Below are 14283 nucleotides of genomic sequence, written 5' to 3' on the forward strand. Positions count from 1 at the left end.
CGGGACGGGACACGGGCGAATTCGGACGTTCCGGGCGTCCGTTGTCGCCCGGAACGTCCGATCCCGCCCGGCGCGCTGCTCGACCGCCGTGCGAGTCCGGGTATCCGGGCGGATTCGGACGAGCGGGGCGGGATCGGACGCCCGGAATGTCCGGAATCGCCCGCAGACGACGGCGGGCGGCGCGGGGTCAGATGACCCAGTGGTGCTCCGTGGCGTCGGTCGAGGAGCGGGGGCGGATCTTGGCCGGGACGCCGATCGCCAGGGAGCCGGCCGGGGCGTCGTGGATGACGACGGCTCCCGCGCCGATCAGGCTGTCGTCGCCGATCCGGATCGCGCCGAGCAGGGTCGCGCCCGCCCCGATGATCACGCGGTCGCCGACCGTCGGATGGCGCTTCTGTCTGCGCCACACGGTGCCGCCCAGGGTGACGCCGTGGAAGATCGTCACGTCGTCGCCGACCTCGGCCGTCTCGCCGATGACGACGCCCGAGCCGTGGTCGATGAAGAACCGCCTGCCGATCGTGGCACCGGGGTGGATCTCCACCCCGGTCCACGACCGCACCAGCTGCGACACGATCCGCGCGGGCAGCCGCCACCCCGCGAGCCAGAGCCGGTGGTGGAGGCGGTACGCCCAGATCGCGTGCAGCCCGGGATAGGTGAGCACGACCTCCGCGGTCGAGCGGGAAGCGGGATCCCGCTGCCGCGCGACCTGGACGTCCTCGATCAGCGTGCTGAGGACGCTCACCCGTCCAGGTCTTCGTACAGCACCGTGGACAGGTACCGCTCGCCGGAGCTGGCGAGGACGACCACGATCGTCTTGCCGGCGTTCTCGGGCCGCTTGGCGAGCTCGAGCGCGGCGAAGGCGGTCGAGCCGGAGGAGATCCCCGCGAGGATCCCCTCATCGGTCCCCAGGCGGCGGGAGGTGGCCACGGACTCGGCGATGTCGACGTCGATCACCTCGTCGATGACGCTCCGGTCGAGGATCGCCGGCACGAAGTTCGGGCCGATGCCCTGGATCTTGTGCGGGCCGGGGTTGCCGCCGTTCAGGATCGGGGACTCCTTCGGCTCGACCGCCACGATCGTCACGCCCGGCTTCTGCTCCTTCAGATACCGGCCGACACCGGTGACCGTGCCGCCGGTGCCCACGCCCGCGACGAAGATGTCGACGCCGCCCTCGGTGTCCGCCCAGATCTCCGGGCCGGTGGTCGCGTAGTGGATCGCCGGGTTCGCCTCGTTCTCGAACTGCTTCGCGAGGACCGCGCCGGGCCGCTCGGCGGCGACCTGCTCGGCGCGCGAGACCGCGCCCTTCATCCCCTCGGCGGGCGGCGTGAGGATCAGCTCGGCGCCGTAGGCGCGGAGCAGCTTGCGGCGCTCCATCGACATCGACTCGGGCATCGTCAGCACGACCTTGTAGCCGCGGGCCGCGCCGACCGCCGCGAGGCCGATGCCGGTGTTGCCGCTCGTGCCCTCCACGATCGTGCCGCCGGGCTGCAACGCGCCGGACTGCTCGGCCGCGTCGACGATCGCGATCGCGAGCCGGTCCTTGACGGACGAGGAGGGGTTGTAGAACTCGAGCTTCGCGTAGACCGTGGCGCCGAGCCCCGCGGTCACACGGTTGAGGCGGACGAGCGGCGTCCGGCCGAACGCCTCGGTGATGGATGAGTACGTGCCTGCCATGACTACTGCCTTCGCAAGGAGATCGGATCTGGACCGCGCGCCAGCCTAGAGCGGCTCCTCCGCGCATTCGTGAGGTGTGACGGACCGCGACGCCCGTCCCTGAACGCCACCTCATCCCGTCGGATGAGTTCCGCAGCAGCACGCATCGCCGTCGGTGCGCGGACGTACTCTCCCTCCTATGCCGCATCGTCTCCTCCGCTGGCTGCCAGCAGTCGTCGCACCCGTCCTCGTCGCCGGGGTCGTCACCGTGCCGCTCGTCGCCGCCGCCGCAGCACCACCCGACCTGCCCGCGAAGTCGGCGCAGCAGGTGCTCGAGCTCGTCGCGAAGGCGGGGTCCATCGAGGGCTTCACCGGCAGGGTGCAGCAGACCTCCGATCTCGGGCTGCCTTCGATCCCCTCGACCGGCGCGGGTACCGACAGCGAGACCGGCTCGGCACTCGACCTCGTCACGGGGACCCACACGGCCACGGTCGAGGTCGCCGGGGCGTCGAAGACGCGCATCGCGGTGCTCGATCCCTCCGCCGAGCGCGACCTGATCCGCGACGGCCGCAGCGTCTGGCTGTGGAACTCGAAGGCGAACACCGCGACCCACCTCGTCGCGACCGGCACCGCTGCACCCGAGGAGCAGGCGACGACCACGACGCCCGCCGAGCTGGCGCAGGAGCTGCTCGCGAAGGTCGACGACTCCACCACGGTGACCGTCGACACGGCGCAGCAGGTCGCCGACCGCGACGCGTACACGCTCGTCCTCACCCCGAACACGGACACGACCACGATCGGCTCGGTGCGGATCGCGGTCGACGCCGTGACCGGCCTCCCCCTCGACGTCCAGGTGCTCGCCCGCGGCGCCTCCACCCCCGCGTTCGAGACCGGCTTCACGCAGCTCTCCTACGCGGTGCCCGCCGCGTCGCGCTTCGCGTTCACGCCGCCCTCGGACGCGAAGGTGACGACGAAGACGCTCGACGCGTCCGATCGGCCGCACGCGGGGCAGACCGGCGCGAAGCCCGCCATCAGCGGGTCCGGGTGGGCCTCGGTCGTCACCGTGCCGTCGAGCGCCGTCCCGTCGGACCTCGCGACGAACGCGACCGTGCAGCGGCTGACCACGGCGGCGGACGGCGGCCGGGTCCTGCACACCGCGCTCGTCAACGTCCTGCTCACGGCCGACGGTCGCGTGCTCGCCGGCGCGGTCCCCGTGTCGAGCCTCGAGTCCGCCGCGGGGTGAGCGCCGGTCCGGTCCATCGGGGTCTGGTCGATCGAGGCCTGGCGATCGAGACGGAGGGGCTCGGCAAGCGGTTCAGAGGCCGCGACGCCGTCGCCGACGTGGCGCTCGCCGTGCCCGTCGGCAGCGTCTTCGGGTTCCTCGGCCCGAACGGATCCGGCAAGACCACGACGATCCGCATGCTGCTCGGCCTCGTGAACCCGACGTCCGGCAGCGCCGCCCTGCTCGGATCGGCGATGCCGGACCGGGCGGAGTCGGTGCTGCCCAGGGTCGGTGCACTCGTGGAGGGGCCGGGGTTCGCCGGCTACCTGTCGGGCGCTGCGAACCTCGCCCGGCTCGACTCCGCCGACCCGGTCGCCGACCCGCGGACCCGGCGCAGGCGGATCGGCGAGGCGCTCGAGCGCGTCGGGCTGTCCGCCGCCGCAGGCAAGCGGGTCAAGGCGTACTCGCTCGGCATGAAGCAGCGCCTCGGCATCGCGAACGCGCTCCTCCGGCCGCGCGACCTGCTCGTGCTCGACGAACCGACCAACGGCCTCGACCCGCAGGGCACCCGCGAGGTCCGCACCCTCGTCAGGGAGCTCGCGGGCGAGGGCACCACGGTCTTCGTATCGAGCCATCTGCTGGCCGAGATCGAGCAGATGTGCACCCACGCCGCGGTGATGCGCACCGGCAGGCTCGTCGCCCAGGGCACCCTCGACGAGCTGCGGGGGGCCGCGGCGGACGACCGCCTCCACCTGCTCACCCCGGACCCGGCGGAGGCGATCGCCACGCTCGCCGCCGTCGGCCTGTCCGCGACCGTGAGCGGGCCCGAGGTGGTCGCACCGCTCGGGGGCCGCCCGGTGGAGGAGGTCGTCCCGCTGCTCGTGACCGCCGGCATCCGCGTCCGCGGCGTCCGCATCGCGGAGGCGAGCCTCGAGGACCGCTTCGTCGCGCTGACCGGCGAGGGGTTCGATGTCGAAGGCTGAACCGGCGCAGGCCGCATCCGCCCGTCACCGCATCGGGCTCTCCCTGCTCGGAACCGAGATCTCGGTGCTGTTCCGGCGGACGCGCACCGGGGCGATGCTGCTCGCGCTCGCCGCGGTACCGGTGCTCGTCGGCGTCGCGATCCGCATCTCCTCCGCCGGCGACTCCGGTCGCGGCCCGTCGTTCCTGACCCAGATCGCCGGGAACGGCCTGTTCGTCGGCGTCGCCTCGCTCGTGCTCGCGATCCCGCTGTTCCTGCCGCTGACGATCGGGGTCGTGGCCGGCGACACGATCGCCGGCGAGGCGTCGCAGGGCACGCTGCGCTACCTGCTCGTCGCACCCGCCGGGCGCGCACGGCTGCTGGTCGTGAAGTTCCTGGGCGCCGCCGCGTTCTGCTTCGCCGCACCCCTCGCGGTCGTCGTCGCGGGGACGCTGACCGGTCTGGTGCTGTTCCCGATCGGGCCCTTCACCCTGCTCTCCGGCGACCAGGTGCCCGTCGGCGTCGGCCTGCTGCGGCTGCTGGCGATGGCCGCGTACGTCGGGGTCGCGATGCTCGGCCTCGCGGCGATCGGCCTGTTCGTCTCCACGCTCACCGACGTGCCCGTCGGGGCGATGGCCGCCACGGTGGTGCTGGCGGTGACGAGCCAGGTGCTGGACCAGCTGCCGCAGCTGGACGCGATCCACCCCTTCCTGCTGACGGACTCGTGGCTGGGGCTGATCGACCTGCTCCGGGAGCCGCCGGACTGGGGCGCGTTCGGCTCGAACGCGCTGCTGCAGCTCGGCTACGTCGTCGTGTTCGGCGCGCTCGCGTACGGCCGGTTCACCACCCGCGACGTGCTGGCGTGATCGCGCCGGACGGGCGAGCCCGTCGGGCCGGACCCGCCGGAACGTGACCCGCCTCCGAACTCCCGACCGACGCGCAGCACTAGGTTTGCCCGGGGCCCGCGGGGCGGCCTCGAGCGGGGAAGGTCGGTCCGGTTGAAGATCATCAGCTACAACCTCCGGGAGCACACTGCCAGGGGCGAGCTCGAGGCGATGGCCGACGACCACGACGTCGACGTGCTCGCGCTGCAGGAGTGCGACCACACCGACATGCCGCAGACGCTCGGCCACCTCGAGCTGATCGAGCAGACGAGGACCAACCGGCTGGGGCTCGCGATGTACGCGCGCGCCGACCGGTTCGAGGTGCAGGGCACGAAGCTCTTCGCACTCCGGAAGTCGATGCACGATCGCGTGCTCAAGCCCGCGAACGAGCGGCTGCTGGCCGCGCACCTGCTGGACCGCCAGACGGGAGCGGAGGTGCTCGTCGGGGACTTCCACGCCGCACCCCTCAGCGCCACCAACTCGCTTCGCCGGAAGCAGATCGCCGCGGCGCACCAGGGCATGCGGGCGATGCGCCCCGGTCTCCCGTCGGTGATGGTCGGCGACTTCAACTACCCGTGGTTCGTGCGCGGACTCGAGCGGAGACTCGCCGCGACGGGGTACCAGCTGACCCGTATGCCCTCACCGACATACGTCGGGGTGCGGTTCAGCGGCTACTTCGACTTCGCCACCTCGAGCGGGTTCGAGATCAGCGATCTCGAGGTGCTGCCGCAGGGCAAGTCCGACCATCTGCCGATCAGCATGACCGCGAGGATCGCCGCCTGAGCCCGGATGCGATCTGACAGTTCTCGAGGGACCTGTCAGCATCGCGGGCGTACGTTCCACGCCATGTCGACGAGAGCGGCAGCGGAGCAACGGAGCGTCCGCAGCCTGATCCCCGCCCGGATGGATCGCCTCCCCTGGACGCGGTTCCACTGGACCGTGGTGGTCGGGCTCGGGGTCTCGTGGATCCTCGACGGCCTCGAGATCCAGATGGTCTCGGCGAACGGCTTCGCGAAGCAGCTCGACATGAACTCGACCGAGGTCGGGCTGACCGGCACGGTCTACCTGTTCGGGCAGGTATTCGGCGCGCTGATCTTCGGGCGGCTGTCGGACCGGCTCGGTCGCCGCCGTTTCTTCATCATCACGCTCGCGATCTACCTGATCGGCTCGGGCATCGCCGGGCTGTCCTTCGCGCCGTGGTTCCTCTGGATCTTCCGATTCATCGCGGGCATGGGCATCGGTGGCGAGTACACCGCGATCAACTCGGCGATCGACGAGATCATCCCGTCCCGCTACCGCGGCCACGTCGACATCGCGATCAACGGGACCTACTGGGGCGGTGCCGCGCTCGGCGCCGCGGCGAACCTGTTCCTGCTGCAGGAAGGCACGGCGCTCACGGACTCCGGCTGGGGCTGGCGCATCGGCTTCTTCATCGGCCCAGTGCTCGGACTGATCATCATCTTCCTCCGGCGCACCATCCCCGAGAGTCCGCGCTGGCAGGTGACGCACGGGTTCGAGCAGGAGGCGGAGGCGAACGTCGACCGGATCGAGCGCGAGGTCGAGGCCGAGTCGGGGAAGCCTCTCGAGCGTGTGCCCGACGAGAAGGCGATCGACGTGCCCGTGCACGACCGGGTGCCGTTCGCGATCGTCTGGTACACGTTCGTGCACATCTACCCGAAGCGGGCGATCGTCGCGTTCACGATGCTGATCACCCAGTCGTTCCTCTACAACGCGATCTTCTTCAGCTACGCGCTGGTGCTGCAGAACTTCTACAAGATCAGCAACGGCGACGTCGCGTTCTACTTCTTCCCGTTCGCGATCGGCAACCTGATCGGGCCGCTCCTGCTCGGCCGCCTGTTCGACACGATCGGCCGCCGGCAGATGATCTTCGCGACGTACGGCACCTCTGCCGTCGTGCTCGCGGTCTCCGCCGCGCTGTTCCAAGCGGACGTGCTCACGGCGACGACGCAGACGATCTTCTGGAGCGTCTCCTTCTTCTTCGCATCGGCGGGCGCCTCGTCCGCCTACCTGACGGTGAGCGAGACGTTCCCGCTGCAGCTGCGCGGCCAGGCGATCTCGTACTGCTTCGCGGTCGGGCAGTTCGTCGGGGCGTTCGCACCGGTGATCTACGGCTCGCTCGTGGGCGACGGCACCGACCGCGGCCCGCTGGCCGGCGGCTACTACCTCGGCGCGGCCATCATGCTGGTCGGCGGGATCGTGGCGCTCGTGCTCGGCGTCGCCGCCGAGGGCAAGAGCCTGGAGGAGCTCTCGGACGTCGACTTCATCGAGAAGGCGGAAGCCGCGCGAGCGCGATAGCAGGTCTGAGGAGCTTCAGCAGGACCCGGGCGCGGTTCCTGTCCTGCTGAAGCTCCTGGATCCTGCCGACGTGCTCGAAGCGTCGGGCGCGCGGTTCCCGGGTTCACGCCTCCAGCAGGCCCAGGAGGCGGTGGATGGCGGACGCCGAGCCGATGGTGCCGTGCAGGCCCTCGTTGTGGCCGGTCTCCAGGAAGATCGATCGGAGCATCGCCTCGATGCGGTCGTCCACCTCCGGCACCTCGGCCAGCCACGCGTTCCACACCGTCTCGGCCCACTGGCCGGCGGCGCGCGCGTGCCCGCCGTCCGAGTGCTGCCGCACCCCGGCCTCGGCGACGTCGAGCACCGTGAGCCAGCGTTGCCGCGGCGCCGGCGGATCGAACAGCGGCCAGGCGGGGGTCGGATCGCCCATCCGGCGATGCACCGCGCGAACGTCCTCGGCAGAGAAGCCGTGCTCCAGCGCGAGCCACAGACCCGCGAGGCTGGAGCAGACGCGGACCTGCGGCGCCGACCCGCCCGCGTGCTGCGCGCCGTAGGTGTCGATGGTCAGCTGGTTGTAGCGCAGCATCACCGGGTGCTGGAACTCGTAGCCGAGGATCTCGTCGAGCACGGCCTCGCACGCCGGGCTCGCGTGCAGCCGCGCCCGCTCGGAGGTCGCCGCCTCGGGCAGCACGATGCCGCAGCCGGGGCACGCGGTGCGGGAACGCACCCGGTCAGCGTCGCACGCCCCGCCTCCGCGAACTCCGATGGCGGCGCCTGAGGACGTGCCGAGCGTCTGCAGGCCGGGCGCCGCAGCCGGCCATCGGCACGGGACACTCGACGGATGGCGCGCGCGATCCGGTCCGCGTCGGCCGCCGCGGTCCTGCTCGTCGGCGCGCTGCTCGCCGGCTGCACCCCCTTCTCCACCTCCCTCTCCCCCGCGCCGGCACCCGTGCCGACATCCGCGCCGCCGGGGCTGACCGAGAGCCGACTGGTCGTACCCGCCTCGCTCGCGACGGCGCCGTTCGACCGGCCGCGCACGGTGCAGGCGCCCGCCGGGTGGACCGTGTCCGTCTGGGCCCGCCTCGACGGCGCCCGGCTGGCCGCCTGGGCGCCGGACGGGAAGCTGCTCGTGTCCCGACCGGAGTCAGGGGACGTGCAGGTGCTGACGCCCTCCGCCTCGGGCGCTCAGGTCGCCACCCTGGTCGAGGGGCTCACGCGGCCGCACGGGCTCGCCTTCGACGGGGACGTGCTCTACGTCGCCGAGAGCGACCGGGTCGACGCCTACGACTACCGCGACGGCTCGGTCTCCGGGAGGAGGACCGTCGTCGACGGACTGCCGGACGCGAGCACGCCCGAGCTGCGGGGCGCCTACGCGCACGCGCTGAAGAGCGTGGCAGTCGGCGACGACGGTGCGGTGTACGTGTCGGTCGGCAGCACGGGGAACACCTCGGCGGAGGACCGCTCGTCGTCGCCCGAGCGCGCCTCGATCCTGCGGGTCCTCGACGGCACGACGACCGTGTTCGCGCGCGGCGTGCGCAACGGCACCGGGCTGGCGGTCGCGCCGGACGGTGCCGTCTGGACCGCCGTGAACAACCGCGACCGGATCGCCTACCCGTACGACCGCGCGTACAGCGACGGCGGCGGCTCGGACCTCGGGTCGGTGCTGCAGCCGTACGTCAACGACCACCCGCTCGAACCGGTCGCGCGACTGACGGCAGGACGCGACCTCGGCTGGCCGTACTGCGACCCGGATCCGGACGTCGACCCCGGCGCCTCCGACACCGCGTTCGACTACAGCGCGCGCCCCTTCGTCCGCGACCAGGAGACGAACGCGGACGGCTCGAAGCTCGACTGCGCCGCCCTGCCCGCGGTCGAGCAGGGCCTGCCCGCGCACTCCGCGCCGCTCGGGATGAGCTTCGTGACCGCCGGGCTGCCGCCGCTCGGCGCCGGTGCGCTCGTCGGCGTGCACGGGTCGTGGAACCGGACCCCGCCGCGCGCTCCCGAGGTCGCCTTCCTCCCGTGGCGGGACGGGACGCTGCAGAGCGCGCGAACCGTGCTCGGCGGCTTCCAGGCCACCGACGGCAGCCGCTGGGGTCGGCCGGTCGCAGCGGTGCAGGGCCCGGACGACGCGATCTACGTGACCGACGACGAGGCGGGCGCGGTCTACCGGATGGCGCCGTCCTGAGGGCTCGACGTGCGGCGCGATGCCTGCCAGGCTGAGGCGCACACCCGACGCGAGGAGCCGAGCGTGACCGCGAACCTCAACCCCTACCTGAACTTCCGGGGCACCGCCCGAGCGGCACTGACCTTCTACCAGTCGGTGTTCGGCGGTGAACTCACGGTCCGGTCCTTCGCCGACTTCGGCATGCCGGTCGGGGAGGGCGAGGGCGACCTTGTCATGCACGGTCATCTCGCCGGCCCCGATGGGCTGCTCCTGATGGGCTCGGACGTGCCGAGCCACATGACCTACACGGCAGGAGACAACACCTTCTCCGTCTCGCTCTCGGGCGATGACGAGGCGACGCTCACCGGGTGGTTCACCGCGCTGAGCGAGGGTGCGACGGTCACGCAGCCGCTCGAGAAGGCGCCGTGGGGCGACAGCTTCGGCATGCTGAAGGACCGGTTCGGCGTCGCCTGGCTCGTGAACATCTCCGGTGCCGCCGCGGCCTGACCCGAGCACCAGAATGGGCGGGTGAACCGCCTGCTCGTCCCCCTGCTCACCTCCGCCGGACTGCTCGGGGGCTTCGGCGTCGCCCGCGCCTCCGGAGTCCGTGCTGCTGGAGGAGCGGTGCTCGCTGGGGTCGGCGCCGGCGTCTTCGCGCTCGTGGCGCGACGCGGAGGGCCGTGGCGGGCGACCGCGGTCGTGCTCGCCTACCTGGGCGCGTTCGGCGGCTCGCACCCGCTGGCGAAGCGTCTCGGCGCCTGGCCGTCGGTGCTCGCGGTGGCCGCCGTCACCGCGGTGCCGGCGGCGCTGCTCGCGGAGCGCTAGAAGAGGTTCAGCGCTGCGAAGTACGCCACGGCCAGCGCGATGATCCCGGAGAACGCCGCGAAGGTGACCCGCGCCCGCCAGCGCCCGGGGAACGCGCCGACCATCTGGGCGATGGACCCGGTCAGCAGCAGCGCCACGAACGAGCCGAGGAATGCGCCGCCGATCAGCAGCGCCGCCATCGAGGGGTCGCCCGGGCTCTCGAACTCGACGTAGATGAAGAAGATCGCCGCGATGTGCAGGGGCAGGCTCAGCCCGGTGAGCACGACGAACGCGAGCACGCCGAGCATGCGACGCGGGGTCGCGTTCCTCCGCTGCGGCCGAGGCTCGTGGCGCTGCTGCTGCTGGGGCGGCTGCCGCTGCTGCTGCTGGGGCTCACGCACCACCTGCTGCCCGTAGGGGTACGTCGAACCCTGGGCGGGCCGCTCGTGCGGGTACACGGTCGGTGAGGTGCGCTTCGGGGGCTGCTGCCCGTTCTCGTACGGATAGGTCGACGACGGCGGCACCGCCCGGTACAGGCGGGGATCGTGCGATCGGCTGCTGTCCACGTCCCTACGCTCTCATCGACCTGCTCGGGGGTGCCGGATCCGGGGTGTTCGTGCCCCGACCGTGACCTGGGCACCAGGATCCTCCCCCGACCGGGGGTCCGACGCGCGGAGGCTGGCCGTCGAGTCGGATCCTGCGCGGATCCGGAGATCCTCGGCGACACCCCGACCGATGAACCCTGCGCGCGGGGTGCCGTCGAATTCGTCCGGATCCGCGAACGCCGCGTCAGCCCACGAGCTGGCGACGGCGGATCGCGACGACGGCCAGTGCGCTCAGCACCACCGCAGCAGTCGCGACGAACCAGGTCGGTCCCCAGTCGTCGGTCGGCAGCGCGGGCACCGATCCGATCGGGGTCAGCCGGACCAGAGAGCCGGGGAGGTCGAGCACGCCGCCGAACAGGCCGATCAGACCTACGGCGGCGAAGACGGCCCAGGCTCCGACGACGGCGAGTCGCGGGAGGGCCGCGACGAGCACCGCGGCGACGGCCGTCAGCGCGAGCGCGGACGGCGCCTGCACGAGCGTCTGCAGCATCCGCTCGCCCACCTCGCCCGGCTGCCCCTGCGCGAGCGAACCGAGGGCGATCGCTGCTGCCGACGCCAGCAGCACGAGCACGACCGTCGCGACGGCGACCGCGAGCCAGGACACGAGTAACCGGGCTCTGCCGACCGGGCCGGCGAGCAGGATCTCGGCGCGCCCCTCCGCCTCCTCCTCCCTCGCCCGCAGCATCGCCTGGATCCCGGCGGCTGCCGCGAGCATGCCCACGAGCACGAGGATCCCGGCGGTGAACTGCGCGGCGAGATCCGACCGGCTGTGACCGAGGCTCGCGACGACCTGTCGGATCACGGGGTCCTGCAGGTCGAACCGCGAGGCTGCGGCGACGAGGTTCGGGATCACGGCGGAGAGCACCGCTGCACCGATCGCCCACGCAAGGGCCGATGGCAGCTGGAGGCGGACGGCGAGGCCGAGCGGGCCACCGATGCGACCCGCCGGGCGACCCACGCGCTCCCGCACGGCGGCCGCCCCCGGCTCCCGACGGGCGTGCACCAGCCCGCCGGCGGCGATCACCACGATCGCGAAGGCCGCGAGCGCACCGAGCGGCCAGAGCGTCGGGTCGGTGAACGGCCGCAGCCGCTCCCCCCACCCGATCGGCGAGAACAGGCTCACGGGCGCCGGTTCGAGCGTGAGCGCCGTCCCGTCCGCGCGCCCGAGCGCGTCTCCCGCTGCCCGGAGCGCGTACGCCAGCAGCGCCAGGACCACCGCGACGCCGTTGGCCCCGCGCGAGGTCGGCATCATCTCGCTCGCCAGGAGGCCGACGCCGAAGAACACGAGCCCGGTCAGCGCGAGCCCCGCGGCGAACAGCAGCGAGCCGGGCAGGGGCAGGCCGCCGATCACGAGGAACACCGCGGCCAGCACGCCGAACGCCACGTCCGCGACGACGGCGAGCAGGAGGGATGCGATCGGCGCGGCGAGCCTGCCGACCGGGGTCGCGTCGACGAGCTCGCGCCGCCCCGCTGCCTCGTCGCCCCGGCCGTGCCGCACGGCGAGGAAGGTGTTCATCAGCGCGACGGCGACGGCGACCCAGGTGTACGACTGGAAGAAGACCGCCGAACCGAACGAGTCGCCGTCGACGATCCCGCGGAACGCGAGCAGCACCGGGGTGGCGAGCGCCACGGTCAGGATCTGGCGACGATCCGCCGCATCGCCGTAGGTGGCGTGCGCGGCCTGCACGGTCACGAGCAGCAGGACCGCGAGCCCGATCACCCACACCGCGAGGTTCAGCCGGTCCCTGCGCGCCTGCAGCGCGAGCAGGCGCCTCATGAGTCGACGCGGGATCGGTCGGCCCCGTACTGCCGGAGGAACAGCTCCTCGAGCGACGGCGGCTCCGCCGTCAGCGCGGTGACGTCGGCACCGCTCAGCACGGCGAGGACCGCGGGAATGGCCACGGTCTCGACATCGAACGTCAGGTGCCCGCTGTCCGCGACGACGTCGTGCACGCCCTCGACGGCCGCGATCCGAGCAGGCGCCGTGCCGGTCGCGATCCGGAACCGGGTTCTTGTCAGGCGTCTCAGCTCGGCGAGGGTGCCCGTCTCCACGGTCCTTCCGCTGCGCACGATGGTGACGCGATCGCACAGCTGCTCGACCTCGTCGAGGATGTGGCTGGAGAGCAGCACGGCCGCTCCCTCGCCGCGCACGCGGCGCACCTCGGCGCGGAAGACCTCCTCCATCACCGGGTCCAGACCGCTGGTCGGTTCGTCGAGCACGTAGAGGTCTGCGCGCCGGGCGAAGGCGGCGACGAGCGCGACCTTCTGCCGGTTCCCCTTCGAGTAGGCGCGGGCCTTCACCCGGGGGTCGAGCCGGAGGTCGTCGAGCAGGCGCCGCCGCAGCTCCGGGTCCGCACCGCCCCGGAGGCGGGTGAGCAGGTCGATCGTCTCGCCGCCGGACAGGTTCGGCCACAGCACGACGTCGCCGGGGACGGAGGCGATGCGCCGGTGGATCGCGACCGAGTCGCGCCAGGCGTCCTGCCCGAGCACGGTCGCGGTGCCCTTCGCCCTCAGCATGCCGAGCAGCACGCGGATGGTCGTCGACTTCCCGGCGCCGTTCGGCCCGAGGAACCCGTGCACCTCCCCCGCACCGACCTTCAGATCCAGCCCGTCGAGCGCCCGGGTGCGCCCGAATGTCTTCACGAGCCCCTCAGCCCGGATCACCGCATCCATGACGGCATCATGCTCCGGTCATGCATGGCTGCGCGTCGCCGCCGCGGCGCAGCTGCCGTACCGGCGGGCCTGAACGGCCCTTCGGCTGACGGCGTCGCGCGCCGGGAATGATCCCGACCTCGCTGCGTTGAGTTGAGTCGAAGGCGCTCAAGTTCTTCAGAGGAGGATCCTTTGCCCGCGAATTTCGGCAACACAGGTTTCGGTACCGGCGATGACGGCTCGTTCGACGAGCTGATGTCCCGCATGCTCTCCGGCCGGCGCTCGGCGCAGGGCCGACCCGTCGACATCTCCCGCCTGCTCAGCAAGCGGACCCACGAACTCCTGGGCGGCGCGGTGCGCTACGCCATCGAGCACGGCCACGCCGAGGTCGACTCGCTGCACCTGCTGCGCGGCCTCGTCACCACGGCCGAGGGCGGGCAGCCCCTGCGCGCTGCCGGCATCGACGTCGACGGCCTGATCCACGCGATCGACCAGCGCCTGCCCGCGTCCGTCGACATGACGGACGCCACCCCGGCGCTGACCGGATCCGCGCAGCGCTGGCTGCTCGAGGCCGCGCAGGTCGCGCGCGCCTCCGGCTCGACCTACGTCGACCCCGAGCACCTGTTCTTCGCCTCCGTCGCGAATCAGCACGGCACGCCCGGACAGCTGCTCGCCGCGTTCGGCGTCACTCCGGAGTCGCTGCCGTCGATCGCGCAGCACGCCTGGGAGGCGCGGGAGGCCGCCGAGTCCGAGACCGGCACCCCGACCCTCGACACGTACTCGGTGGACCTGACCGCGAAGGCGGGGGCCGGCGAGCTCGACCCGGTGGTCGGGCGGGCCCTCGAGATCGAGCAGACCGTCGAGATCCTGCTGCGCCGCACCAAGAACAACCCGGTGCTGATCGGGGAAGCCGGTGTCGGCAAGACCGCGATCGTCGAGGGCCTCGCGCAGCGCATCGTGGACGGCGACGTGCCGGAGGCGCTGCGCGGCAAGCGCGTCGTCTCGCTCGACCTGCCCGGCATGGTCGCGGGCACCCGGTTCCG

15 protein-coding genes are annotated in these 14283 nt (G+C 72.4%); 9 read left to right on the top strand and 6 right to left on the bottom strand.

All coding sequences use genetic code 11. From position 1 onward, the window contains the following. Positions 1-187: 187 nt before the first annotated feature. A complete protein-coding gene (gene epsC / locus ACFE67_RS09580; RefSeq protein WP_375406650.1) occupies positions 188-742 on the bottom strand; it encodes a serine O-acetyltransferase EpsC in 555 nt (184 codons plus the stop codon). Beyond that, complete coding sequence (gene cysK / locus ACFE67_RS09585) at positions 739-1674, bottom strand: cysteine synthase A (protein ID WP_375406651.1); 936 nt, start codon at positions 1672-1674, stop codon at positions 739-741. The genes epsC and cysK overlap by 4 nt, the downstream gene beginning before the upstream one ends. 178 nt (positions 1675-1852) lie before the next feature. Between cysK and ACFE67_RS09590 the strand changes: the two genes are divergently transcribed. From ACFE67_RS09590 to ACFE67_RS09610, 5 genes are all read left to right on the top strand, one after another. Continuing rightward, positions 1853-2896, top strand: coding sequence for an outer membrane lipoprotein carrier protein LolA (locus ACFE67_RS09590; RefSeq protein WP_375406652.1), 1044 nt, complete (start codon positions 1853-1855; stop codon positions 2894-2896). Then, on the top strand, positions 2893-3858 hold the full coding sequence (locus ACFE67_RS09595) for an ABC transporter ATP-binding protein (RefSeq protein ID WP_375406653.1): 966 nt from the start codon (positions 2893-2895) through the stop codon (positions 3856-3858). Before ACFE67_RS09590 ends, ACFE67_RS09595 begins: the two co-directional genes overlap by 4 nt. Beyond that, complete coding sequence (locus ACFE67_RS09600; RefSeq protein ID WP_375406654.1) at positions 3845-4702, top strand: ABC transporter permease; 858 nt, start codon at positions 3845-3847, stop codon at positions 4700-4702. Before ACFE67_RS09595 ends, ACFE67_RS09600 begins: the two co-directional genes overlap by 14 nt. Positions 4703-4834: 132 nt before the next feature. Then, positions 4835-5503, top strand: coding sequence for an endonuclease/exonuclease/phosphatase family protein (locus ACFE67_RS09605; RefSeq protein WP_375406655.1), 669 nt, complete (start codon positions 4835-4837; stop codon positions 5501-5503). 63 nt (positions 5504-5566) lie between these two features. Further along, complete coding sequence (locus ACFE67_RS09610) at positions 5567-7036, top strand: MFS transporter (protein WP_375406656.1); 1470 nt, start codon at positions 5567-5569, stop codon at positions 7034-7036. 103 nt (positions 7037-7139) lie between these two features. Here ACFE67_RS09610 and ACFE67_RS09615 read toward each other — a convergent pair whose 3' ends face one another. Then, positions 7140-7742 carry a DUF5946 family protein gene (locus ACFE67_RS09615; RefSeq protein WP_375406657.1) on the bottom strand — a complete coding sequence of 201 codons (603 nt, stop codon included), beginning with the start codon at positions 7740-7742 and terminating at the stop codon, positions 7140-7142. A 114-nt stretch (positions 7743-7856) separates the two neighbouring features. Here ACFE67_RS09615 and ACFE67_RS09620 point away from each other — a divergent pair, with 114 nt between their 5' ends. The 3 genes from ACFE67_RS09620 (at position 7857) to ACFE67_RS09630 (ending at position 10004) form a co-directional block, all read left to right on the top strand. Further along, a complete protein-coding gene (locus ACFE67_RS09620; RefSeq protein WP_375406658.1) occupies positions 7857-9200 on the top strand; it encodes a PQQ-dependent sugar dehydrogenase in 1344 nt (447 codons plus the stop codon). A 63-nt stretch (positions 9201-9263) separates the two neighbouring features. Then, positions 9264-9686: a VOC family protein gene (locus ACFE67_RS09625; RefSeq protein ID WP_375406659.1), complete on the top strand. Its 423-nt coding sequence runs from the start codon at positions 9264-9266 to the stop codon at positions 9684-9686. Between the two features lie 21 nt (positions 9687-9707). Further along, positions 9708-10004 carry a hypothetical protein gene (locus ACFE67_RS09630; protein WP_375406660.1) on the top strand — a complete coding sequence of 99 codons (297 nt, stop codon included), beginning with the start codon at positions 9708-9710 and terminating at the stop codon, positions 10002-10004. Here ACFE67_RS09630 and ACFE67_RS09635 read toward each other — a convergent pair. From ACFE67_RS09635 to ACFE67_RS09645, 3 genes are all read right to left on the bottom strand, one after another. Continuing rightward, positions 10001-10549: a hypothetical protein gene (locus ACFE67_RS09635; protein ID WP_375406661.1), complete on the bottom strand. Its 549-nt coding sequence runs from the start codon at positions 10547-10549 to the stop codon at positions 10001-10003. The genes ACFE67_RS09630 and ACFE67_RS09635 overlap by 4 nt on opposite strands. A gap of 223 nt (positions 10550-10772) precedes the next feature. After that, positions 10773-12365, bottom strand: coding sequence for a polyketide antibiotic transporter (locus tag ACFE67_RS09640; protein WP_375406662.1), 1593 nt, complete (start codon positions 12363-12365; stop codon positions 10773-10775). Continuing rightward, a complete protein-coding gene (locus ACFE67_RS09645) occupies positions 12362-13261 on the bottom strand; it encodes an ATP-binding cassette domain-containing protein (protein ID WP_375406663.1) in 900 nt (299 codons plus the stop codon). The genes ACFE67_RS09640 and ACFE67_RS09645 overlap by 4 nt, the downstream gene beginning before the upstream one ends. A 171-nt stretch (positions 13262-13432) precedes the next feature. Between ACFE67_RS09645 and ACFE67_RS09650 the strand changes: the two genes are divergently transcribed. Beyond that, the coding region (locus ACFE67_RS09650) for a Clp protease N-terminal domain-containing protein (RefSeq protein WP_375406664.1) at positions 13433-14283 on the top strand (851 nt) is incomplete at its 3' end.

This window comes from uncultured Amnibacterium sp. (assembly GCF_964244015.1).
GTDB lineage: Bacteria > Actinomycetota > Actinomycetes > Actinomycetales > Microbacteriaceae > Amnibacterium.